Source organism: Pseudanabaena minima str. Chao 2107 (assembly GCF_051131155.1).
GTDB classification, from domain to species: Bacteria; Cyanobacteriota; Cyanobacteriia; order Pseudanabaenales; family Pseudanabaenaceae; genus Pseudanabaena; species Pseudanabaena minima.
Window position 1 is genome coordinate 666,586 of sequence record NZ_CP159508.1, and the last position, 21,520, is coordinate 688,105.

General features: G+C 42.3%; 20 protein-coding genes and 1 tRNA gene. 3 read left to right on the top strand and 18 right to left on the bottom strand.

The genetic code is table 11. The features are described from left to right. Positions 1 to 43 precede the first annotated feature (43 nt). A tRNA-Val gene (locus ABM313_RS03030) sits at positions 44 to 117 on the top strand. A 54-nt stretch (positions 118 to 171) separates the two neighbouring features. Here the strand turns inward: ABM313_RS03030 and ABM313_RS03035 are convergent. The 15 genes from ABM313_RS03035 to ABM313_RS03105 all read right to left on the bottom strand — a co-directional run bounded on the left by ABM313_RS03035 (position 172) and on the right by ABM313_RS03105 (position 17,017). Further along, complete coding sequence (locus ABM313_RS03035) at positions 172 to 3,090, bottom strand: type I restriction endonuclease subunit R (protein ID WP_434686233.1); 2,919 nt, start codon at positions 3,088 to 3,090, stop codon at positions 172 to 174. A 60-nt stretch (positions 3,091 to 3,150) separates the two neighbouring features. After that, the gene (locus tag ABM313_RS03040; RefSeq protein ID WP_434686234.1) at positions 3,151 to 3,762 is read right to left on the bottom strand and encodes a Uma2 family endonuclease; all 612 of its coding nucleotides are present in this window, start codon (positions 3,760 to 3,762) and stop codon (positions 3,151 to 3,153) included. Positions 3,763 to 3,767: 5 nt separating this feature from the next. Further along, entirely contained in the window at positions 3,768 to 4,139 is a 372-nt protein-coding gene (locus tag ABM313_RS03045; RefSeq protein ID WP_434686236.1) for a XisI protein, read from the bottom strand. After that, entirely contained in the window at positions 4,127 to 4,543 is a 417-nt protein-coding gene (locus tag ABM313_RS03050) for a XisH family protein (RefSeq protein ID WP_169362046.1), read from the bottom strand. Before ABM313_RS03050 ends, ABM313_RS03045 begins: the two co-directional genes overlap by 13 nt. A gap of 9 nt (positions 4,544 to 4,552) precedes the next feature. Further along, positions 4,553 to 5,164, bottom strand: coding sequence for a Uma2 family endonuclease (locus ABM313_RS03055; RefSeq protein ID WP_434686237.1), 612 nt, complete (start codon positions 5,162 to 5,164; stop codon positions 4,553 to 4,555). A 63-nt stretch (positions 5,165 to 5,227) separates the two neighbouring features. After that, on the bottom strand, positions 5,228 to 6,526 hold the full coding sequence (locus ABM313_RS03060) for a restriction endonuclease subunit S (protein ID WP_434686238.1): 1,299 nt from the start codon (positions 6,524 to 6,526) through the stop codon (positions 5,228 to 5,230). A gap of 78 nt (positions 6,527 to 6,604) precedes the next feature. Further along, on the bottom strand, positions 6,605 to 6,940 hold the full coding sequence (locus ABM313_RS03065; protein ID WP_434686239.1) for a XisI protein: 336 nt from the start codon (positions 6,938 to 6,940) through the stop codon (positions 6,605 to 6,607). After that, a complete protein-coding gene (locus ABM313_RS03070; RefSeq protein ID WP_434686240.1) occupies positions 6,933 to 9,323 on the bottom strand; it encodes an N-6 DNA methylase in 2,391 nt (796 codons plus the stop codon). The genes ABM313_RS03065 and ABM313_RS03070 overlap by 8 nt, the downstream gene beginning before the upstream one ends. Positions 9,324 to 9,812: 489 nt before the next feature. After that, positions 9,813 to 10,403: a TetR/AcrR family transcriptional regulator gene (locus tag ABM313_RS03075; RefSeq protein ID WP_434686241.1), complete on the bottom strand. Its 591-nt coding sequence runs from the start codon at positions 10,401 to 10,403 to the stop codon at positions 9,813 to 9,815. 111 nt (positions 10,404 to 10,514) lie between these two features. Next, on the bottom strand, positions 10,515 to 10,961 hold the full coding sequence (cynS, locus tag ABM313_RS03080; protein ID WP_281008644.1) for a cyanase: 447 nt from the start codon (positions 10,959 to 10,961) through the stop codon (positions 10,515 to 10,517). Between the two features lie 75 nt (positions 10,962 to 11,036). Further along, entirely contained in the window at positions 11,037 to 11,912 is an 876-nt protein-coding gene (locus ABM313_RS03085; RefSeq protein WP_434686242.1) for an ABC transporter ATP-binding protein, read from the bottom strand. Next, positions 11,909 to 12,715 carry an ABC transporter permease gene (locus ABM313_RS03090; protein ID WP_434686243.1) on the bottom strand — a complete coding sequence of 269 codons (807 nt, stop codon included), beginning with the start codon at positions 12,713 to 12,715 and terminating at the stop codon, positions 11,909 to 11,911. Before ABM313_RS03090 ends, ABM313_RS03085 begins: the two co-directional genes overlap by 4 nt. A gap of 252 nt (positions 12,716 to 12,967) precedes the next feature. Beyond that, positions 12,968 to 14,473: a CmpA/NrtA family ABC transporter substrate-binding protein gene (locus ABM313_RS03095; RefSeq protein WP_434688343.1), complete on the bottom strand. Its 1,506-nt coding sequence runs from the start codon at positions 14,471 to 14,473 to the stop codon at positions 12,968 to 12,970. Between the two features lie 791 nt (positions 14,474 to 15,264). Further along, the gene (locus tag ABM313_RS03100) at positions 15,265 to 16,482 is read right to left on the bottom strand and encodes an acyl-CoA dehydrogenase family protein (protein WP_434686244.1); all 1,218 of its coding nucleotides are present in this window, start codon (positions 16,480 to 16,482) and stop codon (positions 15,265 to 15,267) included. Between the two features lies 1 nt (position 16,483). Then, entirely contained in the window at positions 16,484 to 17,017 is a 534-nt protein-coding gene (locus ABM313_RS03105; protein ID WP_434686245.1) for an OsmC family protein, read from the bottom strand. A gap of 286 nt (positions 17,018 to 17,303) precedes the next feature. Between ABM313_RS03105 and dapF the strand changes: the two genes are divergently transcribed. Together dapF and ABM313_RS03115 are read left to right on the top strand one after the other, a co-directional pair. Then, positions 17,304 to 18,149 carry a diaminopimelate epimerase gene (gene dapF, locus ABM313_RS03110; protein WP_434686246.1) on the top strand — a complete coding sequence of 282 codons (846 nt, stop codon included), beginning with the start codon at positions 17,304 to 17,306 and terminating at the stop codon, positions 18,147 to 18,149. 157 nt (positions 18,150 to 18,306) lie between these two features. Further along, positions 18,307 to 18,645 carry a histidine triad nucleotide-binding protein gene (locus tag ABM313_RS03115; protein WP_434686247.1) on the top strand — a complete coding sequence of 113 codons (339 nt, stop codon included), beginning with the start codon at positions 18,307 to 18,309 and terminating at the stop codon, positions 18,643 to 18,645. A 36-nt stretch (positions 18,646 to 18,681) separates the two neighbouring features. Here the strand turns inward: ABM313_RS03115 and ABM313_RS03120 are convergent, their stop codons facing one another. From ABM313_RS03120 to ABM313_RS03130, 3 genes are all read right to left on the bottom strand, one after another. Beyond that, positions 18,682 to 20,163 (bottom strand): ArnT family glycosyltransferase, encoded by a 1,482-nt coding sequence (locus ABM313_RS03120; RefSeq protein WP_434686248.1) that lies wholly within the window; start codon positions 20,161 to 20,163, stop codon positions 18,682 to 18,684. A 138-nt stretch (positions 20,164 to 20,301) separates the two neighbouring features. Beyond that, positions 20,302 to 20,850 carry a hypothetical protein gene (locus ABM313_RS03125; RefSeq protein ID WP_434686249.1) on the bottom strand — a complete coding sequence of 183 codons (549 nt, stop codon included), beginning with the start codon at positions 20,848 to 20,850 and terminating at the stop codon, positions 20,302 to 20,304. Then, a complete protein-coding gene (locus ABM313_RS03130) occupies positions 20,847 to 21,506 on the bottom strand; it encodes a flavin prenyltransferase UbiX (RefSeq protein WP_434686250.1) in 660 nt (219 codons plus the stop codon). Before ABM313_RS03130 ends, ABM313_RS03125 begins: the two co-directional genes overlap by 4 nt. Positions 21,507 to 21,520 lie beyond the last annotated feature (14 nt).

A 21,520-nucleotide genomic window follows, 5' to 3' on the forward strand; every position in this document is an offset into this window, starting at 1 on the left:
TTTGTTGAATATAACTTCACTATGTTATATTATTAATCCGTCAGAACGCATAGCTCAGTTGGTTAGAGCACCACGTTGACATCGTGGGGGTCGGTGGTTCGAGTCCACTTGTGTTCATATACAGTGCCTTACGCTAAAACTAAGCCAAAGTTAAAAACAGCATAGCCTTTTTTAACTTTGGGATAAACCTTGATCGATCACTTTGGGAAGTAGCATCATAATACTGGCATCAAAAGCTCGTTTAAAATCTGGATCGGAGACATAGCGTTTATATGTCTCCAAATCTTGCTTACGTTCTTTATTCATAGCTTCTCTGATTAACTGCTCGAAGGCTAGATGACGGTTCTGCTCGTCTTGGTTGTTGACTACTTGAGATTCGTAATTAGGATGTTTAGTTATATGATGCACGATGTTCATAAACTTGACTGCATTCCATCCTGTAAAGAATCGGGTATTAAAGGCGGCAATAATTTCATCGAGGGGATCTTTTTGGATTTCATCGTGAAAACCGCGTGGGTTAGGGTTTTGCGGATCGAGTTCGGATGCGTTTGCATCTAGGGTAATAGTGTGATTTAGTTTGACGCGCTCTAAGCCATAGGTCGATAGATCGATGCTTTCGAGTAGCTGATCGAGGTGTTCTTGGGTGGGATCTTTGACTATCAGTTTGGGAATGAGGAATTTGAGAAACCAGTGCAACATTTCCCATTGCATATTATTGAAGGGAGTGATACAGGCGACTTGAGCGTATATTTTGACAAACTGTTTGGCTTTGATTTTGAAGTCGATTTTGGCTTCGTTTTCTAGTTCTAGTTCGCGGTCGAATCTATGGGCAGCAGTGTCAATTAAGGGACTAAGCTGATCGGCTTCAGCCTTATTAAAAAAGAGTTGGTTAAATTGCTGAACTTCAGACCATTCATATACGCCAACACCGTCTAATGCTTCTTTGAGGTCGTGGAGAACATTGACATCGGTGGGTTGGCTGAGGGTTGTCGAGGTATAGAAAGGGTCAAAGGCTTTTTTAATTTCATCAATGGTATTGAAGAAGTCAAGGATGAAGGTATCGTTTTTGGCTACGGATGCATTGCAACGATTAAGACGCGATAGGGTTTGGACGGCTTGAACAGATTGCAGCTTTTTATCGACATACATTGTGTGCAGTAAGGGTTCATCAAAACCTGTGAGGAACTTATTAGCAACCACTAAAATTTTGTAGTCATCCTTTGCAAATTCTGTGGGGATATCTTTGCTAGGAAATCCGTTAAGGATGTCTTCGGTGTATTTGATACCATCGATAGTTTTTTCATCAGAAAAAGCAACGATCGCTTTAAATGGCATATTAGCGGCGGTGAGAGCGTCGCGAATCGCAAAGAAATAACGGATCGCGGTTTCAATATTCCGACTGACGATCATGGCTTTGGCTTTGCCCTTGAGCTTTTTCGGTTGCCAAACCTGTTCGATAAAATGGTTGAGCATAATATCGGCTTTGGTGGCGATCGTTTCTTGGTGCGATTCTACATAGGCGCGGAGTTTTTTTTGAGCTTTGGCGGTATCAAAGAGGGGATTATCTTGAATGGATTTTCGGATTTCGTAATAGCTTTTGTAGGTGGTGTAGTTGGCTAAGACATCGAGAATAAAGCCCTCTTCGATCGCCTGTTTCATCGAGTAGAGGTGAAATGGTTGAAATTTACCATCGGGGAGTTTGATGCCAAATTTTTCGAGGGTAGCTGGTTTGGGTGTGGCGGTGAAGGCGAGATAGGATGCGTTTTTACTTAACTTGCGTCCTTCCATTACCTTGAGGATTTTGTCTTGGTTATCCTCTGGATCTTCTTCATCCATGCCGATGGTCATGCTGAGCTTATCGGCAGCTTGTCCGCTTTGGGAGGAGTGCGCTTCATCGATAATGACGGCAAAGTTCCGATCGCTAAGATTTTCAATACCATCAACGATGAAGGGGAATTTCTGGATCGTGGTGATGATGATTTTTTTGCCAGTTTCTAAAGCAGTTTTGAGTTCTTGGGAGTTGCTGGCATGGGCGATGATATTTTTAACGGCGGCAAAACCTTGGATGGTGTCCTTTAGTTGTTTGTCGAGAATACGGCGATCGGTGACAACGATGACGGAATCAAAGAGGGGTGTAGATGCACCTTGGGCATAGAGTTCGATCAGTTGATAGGCTGTCCATGTAATCGAGTTGGATTTGCCTGAACCTGCGGAATGCTGGATCAGATATTTATGTCCTACGCCATTTTGTTGGGCATGGGTGAGGATTTGGCGGACGACATCGAGTTGATGGTAACGGGGGAAAAGTAGGGTTTTCGATTTGGTGGAGAGGGTGGCGAAATGCTCGATGATTTTGGACAAGCTTTCACGGGTGAGGGTTTCTTGCCAGAGGTAGGCGGATTTGTGTCCATTGGGGTTAACTGGGTTACCTTTGCCGTAGTTGTTGCCTTTGTTGAAGGGTAAGAAATAGGTGCTTTGGCGATCGAGTTTGGTGGTCATCCAGACTTCATCAGTATCCACTGCAAAATGAACAAGGCAACGGGCAAATTGAAATAGGGGTTCTTTAGGATCTCGCTTGTCGCAATATTGTTGCTTAGCGTGGTATGTGGTTTGACCTGTCCAAGTATTTTTTAATTCAAGTGTGGCGATCGCAATGCCATTGATAAATAGAACGATATCGATGGAGAGTTGGGGGTTACTTTCGGAATAGTAGACTTGGCGCGTCAGGGAGAAGATATTGCGATCAAAGTTGGCTTGAATTTCGGGGTTGTTGTCGTTGTGGGGGAGGCTGTAGAGCAGGGTGAGGTGTGCGTCATCGATCGCTAGTCCTTTTTTCAAAACAGAGATAATGCCATCTTTTTGGATTTTACGATGAAGGCGTTCGAGGATCAGGCGTTGCCAGTTGGGGCGATCGCGTAGTTTGTCGAGTTGTTGCGATTGGGTGGTTTCGAGAAATTGCCAAAATTTTTGTTTGTCGATCGCAAATTCGCGATCGTAGTCAGCCGAATCCCCTTTTTCATAGCGTGAGTTGGTAATTAGCGATCGCTCGATGAGGTCTTCTAGTTTTTTTTCGTTGGTTTGGCTGACCATAATTTGATATTTCTAAAATTTATGATGGCAAAGATAAGCGGCGCAACGCGCCGCCTATCTTTACAGTTTTCCTGCTGCAAAGATTTGATCGGCGGTGAGTTCTAGGCTCGGAAATGTGGGGGATTGCAGCCGATCGCTATTTCTAAATAGTTGGCGATGATAGCGATCGCCTTGCAATGTGCAGATCGTGAGGGTGGGTTGTTTGGGTGTGCCGATATATTCTCTGCCACCAAGTCCGAGATAGTCAGCGATCCAATATTCGGGGATGCCTAGTTGAGCGTAGTCTTCGGCTTTACGGGCATAGTCATTTTGCCAGTTGGTGCTGACAACTTCAACGATCAGTTTGATCGATTGACCTAAGCAAATGATCGGTTCTTGTTGCCAGAGGGGTTCTTGGTGGAGTTGGCTTTGGTCAAGGACGATGACATCGGGGCGAAAGGCGGTTTCTGTGCCTAATAGTTTGATCAAGCAGCGATAGGGAATGAAAAATGGTGCGTTTTGCTGATCGATCGCGATGTTGAGTTTCCGTCCGATGAGGGCGGCTACTTGTTCATGTAGTCCTGTTGGTTCCAAATCAATTAGTTCTCCATCAATTAGTTCGTATTGCGTTGTGTCGCCATATTTGGCGATAAAGGTATCGGTGCTGAGTAGTTTTGGGGCAAGTTGAACCATTTTGATTACCTTATGAGTAAAATTTCGTTTTCGCTATTGGTTGCAAATTCGGTGAGGTGTCTTTTGCTGGGATGTTGAAAGCCGAGGATGATGTCTTGTTTAGGTATGTCGGCGTTGAGCAGATCGTCAGCGATACAAAAGTTGGTACTGTCTTCTTCTATCCAGATTTTACCGTTTTGGATTTGTAAATAAAGGATGATATGTTGAACTCGTTTTTTGCCATCCCATCCAGTGCGAAGCCATAGGTATTGATCTCGTTCTGGGTCGAGGGCTAGGCGATCGCAAATTGGATTTTCTTGGTTTTGATGTTGGTTGAGGTTGTAGTAGTCGCTGAGCAGGGTTTGGATCGTGTGGCGATAGTAGGTTAATTTATCCATAACTGTATGCGCTCCTGTTGGGTATCTACAACGATAATTTTTAAGTTGTTTTGTTTGGTGATTAATTGAATTGAGGCACGTTGAAAAAAGTTTTCGTAGGTGAGGTCGTCGATCGCTAGATAAAGATTATATTCAGGTTCGGTGATCTGGATGAGGTTACGGTAAACGATGTACTGCCCGATGGCGTTATGAAAGTCATACATGGGAGATCTACCAATAAAGCTTTTGATCTCGACAACGATTTTCTGTTCCTGACGTTGTGCGGCGATCGGCTTTTGGGCTGCGAGGTCTGCATAAAGTTCAGCGTCTTCGTACTTAATGAAGTAAGGATCGGCGGTAATTTCCCATCCGTCCTGAATAAGCGCGTTTTTGACCGCATCATGGTAAATGTCTTTTGCAGGCATATTTACACATTATCTCTTTTTAATGCCATTGCGGAAGGTGTTGGAGGCTTCGAGGCGGGAGGTTTGGGCGATCGCAATGCAGTTTGTGAGCAGGTCGATATCGAGGTTGGCTAGTTCTGGTATTTGGCTTTTGGCGATCGCTTCGTAGTGGTCATCATTGAGGCGATAGAGGCTAAATGTACCGTTTTGCCAAAACCATACTTCGGGAATTTGTAATGGTTGATAGCGTTGTAATTTTTTGGGGCTGCCGCTACTAAAGGTTATTTCAATAACGAGATCGGGTGTGTTTTTGGATGCGCCGAAACAATAGGATTCATCTGGCTCGACGGAGACTTCGCCTTCGCGTTGTTGGGTCATTGAGCCTGTGGGTTCAAATTCGATGTTGCTTTCTAGACAAAATAGTTCGATCAAGAATCCAATGATGGTTTTGTTAAATTCGTGGGCGCGTCCGCGCATGAGAATTTCGATGGTTTCTTGATAATAAAAAAGTCTGACTCGGTTAGATTCGGCGAAACCTGCTTGAATCAGTTTAAATTGTTCCCAAGTGATGCCCGAATAGACGAGGCGTTGATCTTGGTCTTGTTCGCTGGTTATGGCGGTGCGGAGTGGGGTTTGAGTCATGGTGATATTTCATTACCAATGGTTTAAGTATGACATAAGGCTAAAAAGCGCGATCGCCTGTATTCATACTTTGATTTTGCCTGTAACTGCTTCTGCAATGAGAGTTTTATGAAATTCTCTAATTTTCTCAATATCATTTTGTATAAACTTACAGCCATAATCTATTTCTTCTGTATATCTAGAGCAAAGATCAGCAATTTCTTTCTGCTCACTAATACTTGATGGATAAATTATTGGAATATCAAAGACCTGACCAACTCGTAAATGGCTTACTGTACTGCCAGCAGATTTAATGGCAACATATTCTTTGAGTGCTTGAGATTGCAGAAAATATAACAGGTAGTTGCTTAAAACCTCATTTTCATTAGTTTTGATACCCATCATTCTTTGTCCAAGACACATCTCAATATTATTATCTGGAATCATTGCAACTTCTCCTGCGGGTGCTTCTCTAGTAAAAACTAATTCATTAGGTAATGGCTGTCCTTTCTGTGTCCACTTTATAAAATTATTTCTATCAGTATAAAAGCCATCTTCAAGACTTAATTTCCCATTTCTGACGTTAGAAGTACGAATAACAAAATATTCTCCGTTTTCAAAATATTCTGGGGTTCTATTTTTACAGTCATAAATATTTTTTACTGAAAACTTGAGGCGTTGAGACTTCCAATGTTCAGGGATTTCGCCTATCCACTCAATACCACTATCACGCATAGGGATATTAGGGTTTAGCCCTTTAGTTACAGCGCGATTGATGAGGATGGCTTTTTGTTCGTTAAGGAGTTCGATTAGGCGTTGTTTTTTAGCGATCGCTTGGTCTATGTCATTGGTAATGCGATCGAGAAAATCAACAATTCTATTGACTTCATCATGAGGTGGCACTGGTGAATAAAGAGTTTTAAAATCTTCATACCGCAGACTATTCATATCACTACATAGTCCATAAGAATGCCGATTAGCTTCTCTAATAAATAGTTCTGTACGGTAGAGATAATGGAAGAATTTAGCGTAATTTTTGTTGCGCGTATTTAGGATGATATAAGCTGGACTGACGATACCAGTGTAATCTGACATACCGATCGCACCCTGCCACATTCTCATCTTGTTATAAGCTAAATCTCCTCGATACACTACCTTGTATTTAGACTTATCTTCATTCGACGAATCCTTTTTGATTGAAATTTCACTTTGTCTAATAACACCTTGATCGATAGTTACTGACAACAACTCCATATCTGGGCGATTAGTTTCTTTTCTTTCATCAAATAACCCAAGATTTCTCTTAGATTCCCAATGACTAGGAATCTCTCCTAACCATTCCACACCACTATCTTTATAACTCTCATACTTAGGAAAAGCCATATTTTAAAATCCGTATTTAGTTAACTCATGTAGCGATAATGGTTGACAGAAAAATCAGGAGGCGCAGAAATTTTGACTTCAAGCCACACCATAATCAGTATATTTGCGTTTATACGGCGGCTGTAAACCCAAAATAATATCCTCCCTCGGTACACCCAACTCCACCAACTCCTCAGCAGGATCGAGATCCGTCATATTGCGTTGTAGCCAGATTTTGCCATCCCGAATATCAAAATGCATCACACAAGAATAAACCCTTACCGCCCCCTCCCAACCAATCTCTAGCCATTGATAATGATCGCGATCGCAATCAAAAATTAGCTGTGTTTCCAAACCATCCTTAGGATTACCCCAAGAAGCGTAAGTGGTCAAAATATCTTGAATATATTTACGATAAATACTTAGTTTATCCATGTCCGACCTCACCAAAACTAACTAACCTCTTTAACAAGCCCTCAGTCTCCTGCTCTAACTGCAAAATCTCTGAAGTCACCTCCTCCAAACTTCGCAAAGGCTTATGCTGATAAAAATACTTGTTAAAACTAATCTCATAGCCGATCTGCGTCTTATCCAAAGCAATCCAAGCATCCGTCACATGAGGACGCACCTCCCGCACAAAATAATCATGAATGACTTCTTTTAATGGCACATTTTCATTATCCCGTAACTCACTATCCGACTCATACTCAACCCACTCACCCTTCACACCCGTAGCCCAGAAACCATAATCCTGTAAATGCTCCTGCACCGTTCCCAAAGACTCCAATAACTCCTTGAGCTTATCCCCCTTGAGTTTATGAACCTTCTTCACCACCTTAGCCGCCGACTCATCGCGCCAACTAATCGCATTTAAAACTTGATTCTTCTCACTCGATGACAGCTTGATTTCTAGCTTTTTCAAGGCTCCATCAAACATAATCGCAAACTGATTAAAGTCTAGATATAAATCCCCGCCAATATGCCCCATCAGCCTCTCAGCCGATCGCATCAAATCTCTCTGAGTCTCCCAAGTCTTCACCGATAACAAATCCTTACGATTTTTAGGAGATACCGCAAGTTCCTCTTTATCAATATATTCCTCGATCGCCTTTTTATACTTAGGATCGTTTTCCAACTCAGCATATAGGCGATCGCCCCATTCACCATAAGCCCATTCCATCACCTCACGCAAAGCAGGGACAAACCGCAAACTCGCCACCCGTTCTGCCGTAAACTGAGCCGCTAACCGCAAAGGACGCTCCACCGTCACCTTGTAATAGCCAAAATCCCGATTATCAAAAACCTTAGAAATCTCTCTCTGTCTCCCCTCGCCCTCTGAGTCATATTTAGAGAAATGCGATCGCATTTCTAAATATATTTCCGTAATCTCCTCAATATGTTCAGGAGCAAACTCGCAATTCTTCGCACCCAAATTTTTACGCAACTTGCGATACATCTCCGAAGCATCAATCAACTGCACCTTACCCCGACGATGTGGCGCTTTATGATTCGCCAAAACCCAAATATAAGTAGTAATCCCTGTGTTGTAAAACAAATTATTTGGCAGTTGAATAATTGCCTCTAACCAATCATTTTCGATAATGTAGCGGCGAATATTACTCTCACCACTACCCGCATCCCCCGTAAACAAAGACGAACCATTATGCACCGACGCGATCCGCGAACCCAAAGGACTATCCTCTAGCCGCTTCATCTTGCTGACCATATCCATCAAAAACAATAGCTGTCCATCCGAAGATCGCGGAATCGCAGGCACTATTTCCGCAACCCCTTTAAAATTGGGAAGCGATACTTGAAAACGTGGATCGACAACATCCTTGCCATCCAAAATCGATTTTTGTTCCCCCTTCCAAGACTTCCCATAGGGAGGATTGGACAACATAAAATCAAAGCGCATCCCCGCAAACTCATCCGTCGCCAAAGTCGAACCAAACTTAATATTTGCAGGATCGTTCCCCTTAATCATCATGTCCGATTTACAGATCGCATAGGTTTCCCCATTCACCTCTTTCCCATAGAGATAAATCGCCGCCTTAGACCTGATTCTCCCATCAGGATCGATCATAAAATTCTGTGATTCCGTCAGCATTCCCCCTGATCCACAAGCTCCGTCATAGACCGTAATCACAGGAGGTAAGCGATCCTTCACAGGTTCAAACAAAATATGCGTCATCAAATCAATAACTTCGCGGGGCGTAAAGTGTTCTCCCGCCTCTTCGTTATTTTCTTCATTAAACTTCCGAATCAACTCCTCAAATACATAGCCCATACCCAAATTGGTCAAAGGCGGCAACTTACGTCCATCAGGATCGATCGCCTCATCAGGACTCAGATTAATGCGCGGATCGATAAATTTCTCTAGCACCTCCAACAATACATCCGCCTCCACCATCCGCTTGATCTGGTTACGTAGCTCAAACTTCTCAATAATTTCCTTAACGTTATCGCTAAAGCCATCTAGATAAGCCTTAAAATTCGCCTCCAAAATTTGACGATTATTCGTAACCGTCTTGACTAACTTGGTAAGCGTCCAGTCAGAAATATTGAAAAAAACATAACCACTTGCCTCTTGCAAACCTTGCTGATCAAGATCGGTTAATCCTGCATCCTCGCGCTGAAAACGCACCTCTTCTAAAACTGCCGCTTTGCTTTTCTCCAAAAGGCAATCCAGACGGCGCAACACAAACATCGGCAAGATCACATCGCGATACTTGCCCCGCACATACACATCCCGCAAACAATCATCCGCGATCGACCAGATAAAGGAGACGATTTTATTATTGATGGTGTAGTCCATAGCCAACGAAAAAATTATGAAGATTATTGATCTTACACAACTACAGGCGGTTTGAGTTAATCAATCAAAGGCGCTTTTTACCCCGTCACCTTGTTGACAATGCTCAAAAGTCCTACTCTACAAACTTTCTAGCAAATGAAGATACCACGTTGACATCGTGGGGGTCGGTAGTTCGAGTCCACTTGTGTTCATTTTTGTTATGTGCTACAAAAATTTTCGATCAAAAGATCTAGAAAAGCTTTGAAAGCTTTTCTAGATTTGTATTAGATCGCTTTGCGATCTAATACAAGGGAAGATGCAACGCTGAAACAACCTGAAGATCTAGATAACTGATGTTACGTGGAAGGAATTCCTGCGATCCTCAAAGTTGGGGGCAAGCACGGGGGCGCAGCTCCTACAAAACATAAATTTCTCAGGTAGGGGCAATGCCCCCGTGCTTGCCCTGTTACGCTAGCAGCAAGAGATTCATCATCTGCGTTCCACGTAACATCAGTAGATAAGAGCATCTTTAATCAATTGACGAATACTTATAAATCCACGCTTGAGACGGTCAGGCTGATCGTAAAGTCTGGCAATTAATAGCACCCCTTCTAGCATGGTCAGAATTTGTTCTGCGAGTAAATCTGGATCAGTGCGATCGCTTAATTGCTCTTTTCCATCCCGCAACATTTGAGCAAATAAGGCTTGCCATTCATCAAAAACCTTTTGGAGATGAGTACGAAAGGTCTCGTTATATTCGGCTAAATCGACAATTAAGTTCCCTAATAAACAACCTGCACAGTTAATTTCAGCAAGATGTTTTGCTTCAATTTTATCAATTGTCAATATGAGTCGCTGAATCGGATCATCGGTAACTTGAGAAGCTGATAGAAAGGCATTTTCTCTGATTTTGTGCCACTGGAAATCAATCAGCGCATGGGCAAATTCATCCTTTGATTGGAAGTAGTTATAGAAACTGCCTGACGAAGCCTGAGTAGCAGCAAACAACTCCTTTAAGCCAGTTGACTGTAAACCCTGACGATGCACAAGATCGATCGCTGAGGTGAGAATATCTTCGCGAGTACGTTTGAGATTTGCCATAAACTAACTGATTTTCATATTAGGCATAGCGTTGAAACTTGTGAGGGATAGCGGTTTTCATTTTGCTCTAGGCAAAATGAAAACCGCTATATTTTTTGAGAGGGAGTTATGTTACCACTTTTTATAGGGTAGGAATTTGCCATTCATCGTGACTTTGACGCGATCGCCTTTGGGATCTTCCACTTTGTCGATATCGAGTGTGAAATCGATCGCACTCATGATGCCATCACCAAACTTCTCATGGATGATTTCCTTCATAGGATAGCCATAGACCTGCATGATTTCATAGAAGCGGTAAATCAATGGATCGGTGGGTACTACTGGTCCCAACCCTTTACTAGGATAGGAACTTAGAGCCGTAATAATATCTTCCCCTAGTCCTAATGCTTCAGCAATTTTTGTGGCTTGTTCCACACTGGCGCTATTTTGACCATAAAAAAGCGAAGCAATCCAAACTTCATCTTGACCTAATAGCTTTTCGAGGTCAACAAAGCTCAAGCCTTTGGCTTTTTTGGCGGCTAATAGAGTTTGAGTAAAAGATGGAAATTCAACTGTCATAATGTTTTTGGTATTTCTAGATATTTTGTATTGGGAATGTAAAAAATTTTGCTGTGCAAAATTTTTTACATTTTCCTATATTCTTGCGGCTTCAACAGCACGAGTTTCACGCATGAGATGCTCTTCCATTTCCGCTTTAAGATCATGATATCCCGATTGTTGGTCAAGATTTTCACGCGATCGCGGACGGGGAAAAGGCACATTCAGGATTTCATCAATCCCTGCGGCGGGACCTCGCTTCATCATCACGATTTTATCGGAAAGCAGCAAGGCTTCCTCAATACTATGGGTAATCATCACCACAGTTTTACGTTTCTGTTCCCAAATACGGGCAACTTCATCCTGTAGGAATCCACGAGTGAGCGCATCAAGTGCGCCAAAGGGTTCATCCATCAATAGGATTTGGGGATCGATCGCAAGGGCGCGAGCAATGCCTACCCTTTGTTTCATCCCACCAGATAGCTCATGGGGATGTTTTTTCTCGGCTCCTTTTAAGCCGACTAGTTCGATATATTCATAGACACGACTTTTGCGATCGGCGAGAGACATTGTAGGATAGACCGTCTCGATCGCAAAGTGTAAGTTCTCGGCAACCGTCAACCAAGGCATCAGTGCATAGTTTTGAAAAACTACTCCGCGATCGGGACCTGGGGCATGAACTTCTTCCCCATTGATTAAAATCGCGCCACTGGAGGGACTAGTTAAACCTGCAATGAGATTGAGAAGTGTGGATTTACCACAGCCAGAGGGACCAATAATCGAGACAAAAGTATTAGGCGCAATGTCAAAATTAATATTTGCTAAAGCGACATAATCCTTAGAAGTACGGCGAGTGAGCTTATTGATCAAGCCACTTCTGCCACGATAAACCATTGAAACATCGCAGATGGAAATCTGTGCTTGCTGAGTTGCCATATTTGCAGATGCTTTTTCCATAGAAGACACGATCATACTTCTCTCCCAAATGAAACCCAATGTTGCAGCAATCCAAATAGGCGATCGATGATTAAGCCGATCGCTCCAATTAGCAGGATCGCCGTGATGATGCTAGTAATACTCAGGTTATTCCATTCATTCCAGACAAAGTAACCCACACCCGTACCACCGATCAGAATTTCCGCAGCCACGATTACCAGCCATGCAATCCCTGCACTAATTCGCATACCTGACACAATACTCGGAGCCGCCGCAGGTAAAATCACCTTCGTAATTGTCCGCCAAGGTGAAGCGCCAAGTGTACGGGTCACATCAATATAGGTCGGATCAACATTACTCACGCCAAATTTGGTATTAATCAGAGTCGGCCAGAGACTGGTAATTGCGATTACAAAAATGGCAGTGCTTTCTGAATCTTTGATTAGACCCAAACCAATAGGCAACCAAGCTAGAGGTGATACAGGCTTGAGGATTTGAATAAATGGATCGACAGCCTTGGAAACTACAGGAAATAGTCCAATCAGCACGCCTGAAGGAATCGCGATCGTCGCGCCCACGGTAAAGCCAATCGCAACCCGACGTAAGCTAGTAATCAAGTGCCAACCAATCCCGCGATCGTTCGTTCCCTTTACATAAAAAGGATTAGAAACCCATGCCCAAAAGTCGGTTAAAGTTTGTGAAGCAGATGGCATCAGGGGAGAAAACCAACCTTTAACTGCACCTACTTCCCAAAAAATCAATATCGAGCTAAGGATCAATAGGAATAAAACAAATGCTTGCAAGTCTTGATTAGGCAATACGCTCTGAATAATTACCATAATTGGATTTGAGCGGGGTCGCGACTTGGGCATTGGAGGAGAATAGTCCATAGTTTTCTCTCTTTTTGATTAGTATTTGATGTTTCGGTAGTGCTAGCTAAGAAATCTAAGAAACCATTTAAGAATTACCTTCTGCGTTCAACACTGCCAAGAGATCCCCCTCAATCCCCCTTATAAAGGGGGAAGAATTTAAATTCTCCCCCCTTTATAAGGGGGGCTGGGGGGGGATCTAGATAATTCTTAAAATAGGTTCTAGACCTTAAACTGCTTAATCTGTTCTTCGATATAAGCTTCAGGCTTAGCAGGATCGAAGGAGTCATACTTCAACTTCTCAGTTCGCTCTGTTTCCGTTGGCGGAGTTTGACCTAATTCCTTTGCCAATTCACGAGCTAGATCGGTTTGATAGATATCTTGAGCGATAGTTTTGTAATCAGCCTTATCTTTGGGCATCAAGTCCCAACGCACAAACTGCGAAGAAATCCACTTGGCAAAACTCTTCCAAGGATAGGGATCGAAACCAATGCGATCGGGAACATCTAAGGTATTGCCCTGACCATCCTCAAACTTACCAGTTAATACTGCTTTTAAGACTGGTTCAGGTTGATTGAGATAGTTCTTTCCTGCGATCGCCTTGGCAATTTCTTCACGATGTTTAGGATCATTGGCATAGCCAGCACCATCAATAATCGCTTTATTAATGGCGCGGTAAGTATTCGGATTGGTGTCAATCCATTTCTGGCTAGCCGCAAAAGCGCAGCAGGGATGTCCAGCCCAAATATCTTTGGTGAGCAAATGGATAAAGCCAATCTTATTAAAGACAGAACGTTGGACGACGTTATCAGGTAGTAGGAATGCATCAAGTTGTCCCGCTGTCATCTTCGCGATCGCATCAGGTGGTGGAATTACTTGAATCTGCACATCCTTATCAGGATCGAGTCCACCAGCCGCTAAGTAGTAGCGCAACAACAAGTTGTGCATGGAGAAAGCAAAAGGGACACCAATACTAAATCCTTTAAAGTCTTTGGCTTCTTTGACTTTGCCCAAGTGCTGATTAGCAACTGAGATCGCTTGACCATTAATATTCTCAATACTGGCAAGCTTTACAGGAAAAGCGGTGGAACCTAGTCCTAGAGACATGGAGATCGGCATAGGTGAAAGCATGTGATAGGCATCCAACTCACCTGCGATCGCAGAGTCACGAATGGCCGCCCAACTAGGCATCTTCACCAATTCCACCTTCAGACCATACTTCGTATAAAAACCCAATGGTTCTGACATGATAATCGGGGTGGCGCAAGTGATCGGTAAGAAACCAACTTTTAAATTGGGTTTCTCCACTCCCGCAGGTGGTGTATTTGGGGTATTGGTAGTTGCCTTAGAGGGAGTCTCGGTCGGAGGTGCGGAAGGACATCCTGTAAGCGTTACCACGGCGGCGGCGGCAGCTACTTTAATGAGAAATTCACGCCGACGGAAGGTGCTAGATTGCAATGTATCGGTAAAGAATTCCTGTGCTTGGGGACCAAAGGCAGCACTAAAGGCTTCTTCAACACCGCCAGCCATCTTGATCAGGTCATAGCAAATTCGCTTTTGACTCTCAGAAGCATGGGATAATGAACCCTGTTCCAAAAGTTGCCACAGGTCTGCTTTCATGGCGTTGGTTTCCCATGACTGCGCCATCAATTGAGCGCGATCAGAGTAGTGACCCATCCGCATCAGGTCATTCACTAATTCCACGGGATCTGTCGGCATTCCTTCCATAACGCTCTGATGCTGATCAGCATTATGATCTGCGCCGCAGGGACAAGCATTCCATAAATTATTGTTTATTTGAGCAACAGAATAATCAGAAGTTTGAGCAGAGATTGAGTTATTTCCTATCGCTGAAGCGACCATCTGTTCTATGAGGTTAGATGTCATGGTTGGTTATTATTTGTGTTTTTGAGAATAATTCTTGATCCAATGAATGCAGTTCAATTAGCCATAAATAGCTAAAGATAAATTTAATTATTTAGTACTCTAGCAACTTATTTGTAATTAAATCGGTATAGATATATACGAAAAATATTACATTATTAGTATGTAAGCGCTTTACAGATCATTTTTCACTCTGACTATCAATTAAATTTTTAATACTAGAAAATCAATAAAATCCACAAATACATAAATTACATATAAATCCCAAATAAATCGTGACAACCTAAAAGTAAAAAAAAAACAAGGGGCTTAAGCCCCTTGCCTCTCATATCAAAAATATTTTCTGCTTTGTATAACTGGTAATTACTATAGTATTGATAAGTAGTTGGAATTAAGAGTAGGATGTGTTAGCGATAGCGTAACGCATCCTACAAACTACAAATAATTAATCCTTTACTACTTACAGATTATTTCTTAGCTTTTAAATCTAATTTATACCAACCAGTTTATGATTTTCTCTCAGCAGGAAATAACAAAGTTTTATTTTTAAAATAAAACTTTGTTAGACTCTTAGAGTATGATTTAGCTATTTAAATTTTAGCTATATTAATCTTATAAAAAATAGCTATTTCTAACTAAGACATACTTGCTAATACTTTGCGTAAATGTTTGAGCGCAGGTGTCACCATAGCAACGAAATATGATTCGCGTAAACGGCGATCGTACACACTGCCATGTACATAACTGATCGCACCTGCATGGAGCATTAATGATTGCGAAGCTCTAAGTGATAACTCTGAAGCAGTTGCTCTTGATTCAATTACTTCCCGCAAAACTTCTTTGCTAACTAGTTCTCGACCATGACCGATCGCTTCAGCTAAACGATAGGATTTTAATCGTAGCGTTTCGAGTTCACTTTCCATTTCGTCAGGACGATCATCGAGGTATTGATTAACATGCTGCTTAGTTTTATCAATCCTTCGCATTAAATCAATACAATTTTGGGTCAAGCCCAAGCCCATCCCCACCTGCATTAGGATAAATCCTGGTTTGATATATTCTACATAGCGATCACATGGAGACGCTAACACCCAATCATGACTGACAAAAGCATTACGAAACAAACATCTAAAGGTATTTGTCCCTTCAAGAGCAATAAAATGAACATCTTGCTTCAGTTCTAGCCCTTGCATTCCACCCCGTGCGATCGCCATCAGATAGTTGTCAGTCCCTTCTATTTGAGCAGATATCCCAAATAAATGCTGATCGCCGATATTAGAAACCCAAGGCAATGTGCCATTGAGAATATAACCACCTTCGCAAGGCGTAGCAATAATTTTAATCTTCTCAATGCCAGCAAAGTGTTTCATCGGATTAGATAAACCCGTCCCCGACAAAAGTTTGCCTGTAGCAACTTGCGGTAAGATTTGTTCCCTTAGAAAAGGATTGTCCGTGTTTTGTAAATACCAAGAGCAAGCATTATGACACCAAGCCATAAACCCTGTGCTGAGACAAGTTTCCGAGACCATTTCGATCGCTTTCAATGCAGGTAATACGCCCCGTCCTGTACCACCATATTCAGTACTAACACCTTGAGCATAAGCACCTAGACTACCAATATCACGTAAAAACTCTTCTGGATAAATCCCTTTTTGATCAATGTTAGTAACATCAGGTGCTAATTTTTGGGCGATCGCCTCTTTTAAACTCTGCATTAATGCTGCATCAGTGAGCAGTTTTTCTTGAGGTTGCTTGATTATGGTGTCACTAACCTGCATTGCTTCTTCCTTTCTCTTAATTAGTATTTTTTGATTGAACAGGATATGCCGCACTAAGTGCGGCATATCTTGCATTTTATGCTAATGAAACTTCCATATCGACAGGATTACGGAAAGTATTAGCAACTGGCGACCAGTAATTTGCATGTTCTAGAAGTTCAGCAAGTTCTTCCTCAGTTGCATCGGACTCGATATCGACCTTCACCCGCACAGCACTGATACCTAAACGCTTCTTAGATAGATCTCCAATACCCCATACACCAGTGATGTTAATGTCGCCTTCGAGGTGTAGCTCTAATTTAGAGAGAGTAATTCCACGCATGATCGCATTAGCATGAATACCCACGGATAGGCAAGAACCCAAACAAGCTAACAAAGCTTCAGATGGGTTCGGAGCGGTATCTTGCCCTAGTAATGTGGGTGGTTCATCAATGACATGCTCAGGTAAATTACGCACGTAGTTCAGGTTGCGAAATTGTCCTTCACAGACAGTTTTTACTTTTAATGTACCGATGACATTGGGGTTAGCCTGTGCTTTTGCTGCTAGGGCTTCTAAGCCATCTTTACTGACTGGACGCAAGGGAGTGATTACGGAGGCTGTTGTAGTCATAATTTTAAGTATTTGATATTTCTTGACTAATCAAGCAAATAGAACGATCTATACAATTAAATACTATACAACCTCCCGTGATTTCCGTATCTTCGATTACATATAACAATTCTAAATAATTTGTGAGAGTGTGCTCCTTTAGTCTGCACTCTCACAAATCTGCAAATCTCACAACTCATTTAGGACTGCTGGTAATGATGAGGGACGCGAAGCGCCCCTCATCATTAGGCATTTTGATTTGGCAAAGGAGATCGATATAATATTCAAAAATATATTGAATTAATCCATGTCGATCGCATTTAGTAAATATCACGGCTTAGGTAACGATTTTATCCTGATCGATAACCGTCACAGTGCCGAACCAATTCTCACCTCTGAGCAGGCTGTCAAATGGTGCGATCGCAATTTTGGTATAGGTGCAGATGGAGTCATTTTTCTGTTAGCTGAGACAAATGGTGAACATCGGATGCGGATTTTTAACTCCGATGGTTCTGAGCCAGAAATGTGCGGCAATGGAATTCGTTGCTTAGCGAAATTCATGCAGGACTTGAATATTTCCACTACAGATGGAAAGTATCAGATTCAAACTGGTGCAGGCTTGATCGTGCCTCGAATGGATGCAGATGGACAGGTAACTGTGGATATGGGCAAGCCATTTTTGACTGCTGCCGAGATCCCGACGACGTTAAGAGACAGCGATCACAAGGTTATCAATGTTCCACTTGAAGTTGGCGGCAACATTTGGAATGTAACGGCAGTGAGCATGGGTAATCCTCACTGTATAACCTTTGTTAATGATGTCGATGCAATTCCTTTAGCAGAGATTGGCACTCTCTTTGAACATCATCCTGTCTTCCCAAAACGGACAAATACCGAATTTGTGGAAGTAGTTAATACTAGCTATGTGAAAATGCGTGTATGGGAACGTGGTGCAGGGGCAACTCTGGCATGTGGTACAGGTGCTTGCGCGACGGTAGTGGCTGGCGTTTTAAATGATCTTTGCAATCGCACCTGTACGGTAAATCTCCCTGGTGGCGATCTCAAAATCCATTGGTCAGAAGAAAGCGATCGCATTCTGATGACTGGTCCCGCAACTTTAGTATTTACTGGTTTAGCAAAGAACGAATTGTAAATAAGCTGTGGCTATTGTGGCTCTTTGCGTCACAATTACCGATTAAGCGAACCACAAGAAATTTTTAAAAAATTTTACAAGGCGATATTTTTAAAAATTTCTTGGTTTGGGTTTGAGCGCAAAGCGTAACAAGTATAAAAAACTAGAGATTTTCAAAATGAGCGAAACTATATTTAGCAAAATTATTAAGCGGGAAATTCCTGCAAGCATTCTCTATGAGGATGAACTTGCCCTTGTATTCCGCGATGTCAATCCTCAAGCTCCCGTACATTTTCTTGTCATTCCTAAAAAGCCCATTGTGAAGCTTTCAGAAGCAACCATAGAGGATCAGACCTTGCTAGGACACCTCTTACTTGTAGCTAATAAGGTTGCTGCTCAAGAAGGTTTAACTGATTTTCGTCTAGTCGCGAATAATGGTGCAGGCGCAGGGCAAAGTGTTTTCCATTTACATATTCATGTTTTAGGCGATCGCTCCTTTACTTTGCCCCCTGGTTAAACCATAAAAAGAGTCGGTGCAAAAAGCCGACTCTTTTTATGGTTGGTAATTTTTCCCAATCGCAATTTCATAGGTTTTCAAATACAATCCAAATCTAGTGATTGCGACATTACTAATGGGAGTAACTTGATCAAAATGGGCGATCACTTTATCAGTAAGGGGATACCATTGGTCAGAAATTAAGATGGCATTTTTACCTTTTTGTTGTGCTGCATTATCTAGGTTCCAAATTGTAAATTGACTAATCCGCTTAGAAATAGCCGTCACATCAGGGTTTCCCATCTCATAGGCAAGTGCTGCTGCTGAACGATAATCAGAAGTAATTAAGAAGGGTGCTGCTGGCAAGGTTTTGCTGATTTTCTGTACTTCAGCAGCCACCTCCTGCCATCCATAAATCATGCGCCCATCTTGATCGCCATCCTTCCCAAATATGGCACTCACTGGGAACATACAGGAATTCCACACAAATAAAATTGCGAATAATATTCCAAAGACTTCTGCTCCATAAAAAATTTGCAGATTTTCTCTCCCTCTCTCTATGGAAGAGTGGGCTGGGGGGGGAGAGAAACATGCTAATGGCAATAATGGAAATAGCAATAAATAAGCATGAATATTCCAATAATAGAGCGCTGTAGAAAATAGCGAAACTACCATTAATAAACCTGTAGAAGTGATAAAAGTCCAAAATGCTACTCTTGTGTATAGCCCATTTTCCTTGCAAAAGCCTCGCCATAGCAACCATGCTAAAAATGGCGAAAGCATTAATAATGAAATCCCAATAAAGCCCAATGGTTCTAACAATCGCATAATCACAGTGCCACTATCGACACTCCGATTTGCATAAAAACGGAAGGATAAAAAATTATTGCTGTAGTTCCAATAAAATACGGGTAGAAAAGCGATCGCACTAATACCAACACATAACCACAAGCGGATATCTTTAAATAATCTTCTTAATTGTGAATCTGTAGTGATCGCTGCTAATAAACCCAATGTCATAAACAGCGAATTATATTTTGTTATATGAGCTAGGGAGAGAGCGATCGCACTGCCATATAGTCGCCAACTTGCTCCTTTGCCATTGATTAAATATTCATCAAGAAAGCGAATGCAAAGATATGCACCAACAAGACTAAGAGCGATCGCTAAATGGTCATGCCATGCCAAGGAAAGCATTATGTTATATAACGGTGAAGCCATGACTGCGAGAACCACCCACCAAATATAACGACTGGCTCTTTCTTGATAAAGATATCGGAGAATGCAGTAATAGGTATAAAAGAAGACGCTGCTAGTAACGAGATTTAGCGATCGCAAGGTGAGGAGGGATTTGCCAAACCATGTAGTAATCCATCCCTGTAACCATGCCTGCAACGGTGGATGATCGTAATAGGAAAAGTCTAAATGCTGCCCCCATAGCCAATAGTAAGCTTCATCAGGATTTGGTGGAGCAAATAGCCAAAAGATGCATCGCAGTAAAATTAATAACAGCAAAAATATTGGTGGATAAAAGCTCATTAGTCTTTAGCGGCTTTACTTTGATAACTGATAGGTTTAGATCTCCGACTTTTTTGTGCGAGCAAGGATAGTTTGTGCATTTACAGAAAAAGTCGGAGATCTTGGCTACTTGCTAATTGCGCTTATTTACTCACCAACTTACTTGATAAACTTTGCGTCAAGAGGCGGTCGATCGCGTTTAACTTGACGTGAATTTTTAGATTTCATATTTGGGCGATCGCCATAGGGGACAGTATCTGGATCGTCATCTTCATATTCTTCCTCTTCTTCATCTTCATATTCCTCTTCCTCTTCTTCATATTCTTCATCCTCATAATCATCCTCAACAAATTCTTCTTTGTACTGGGATTGAGTGGCTTTGACCTGTTCTTTGATCTCCTTACCAGATCCAGAGGCAATCACAGCCCGACGAATTAAGAGATTTTGCCGCCATGAAGCGATCGCATTAATCACAAATGCTAGAAAACCGCCACCAACAAATGCAGCTAACATGGCAACACTCAGGGGAATCGCGATTGTCTTTTGCCCTAAAAAGAAAATCTGTACGACAGGCTGTAAATTTTGGACAAAGATAGCTGCAAGTAGGGTGATCATAATCCCTAAGAACACAAGTTGCGCGATCACGATCGCACCCGAAGATTTCTTATTAACAGCATTAGCGGTTTGAGAAAAACGCGATCTCGTCATAGTTCAGCATCTCCTGTGACCATATTAGAAGGCATTCTACCCTGCCAGCGCAGGATTAAATCTGCATCAATATCCAGTTGATCGAGCGCTCTCGCAATCACAAAATCCACCAAATCCTCGATCGTCTGCGGGTTGTGATACCAAGCAGGAATCGCTGGTACAATTCTCGCCCCTGCTTCCGCTAAAGCAGTGAGATTTCGCAAATGGATCAAACTTAAGGGGGTTTCACGCGGTACGATTACCAATTTCCGACCTTCTTTAAGATGGACATCCGCAGCCCGCTCTAATAAATCAGAACTTAATCCGTGAGCGATCTTCGCCACCGTTGCCATACTGCAAGGAATTACCAGCATTCCCAATGTCCGAAATGACCCACTAGCAATCGTTGCCCCCACATCGGCAAATTGATGACAAGTTAGTTTGCCATCATGGGTCTCACTGCGATCGCGCCAAAACTGTTCTTGCGATCGCAAATTACTCGGCATGGCAATATTATTTTCCGATTGCCAAACCATCATCGCCGCCTTAGAAGCCACCAGATCGACGTTGTAATGATTATTTAATAAAAATTTGAGCGATCGCACAGCATAAATCATGCCTGATGCCCCAGAAACCCCTAATACAATCGCTTTTTCAATCTCTTTGTTATTTTGCATTCAATATCTAAATT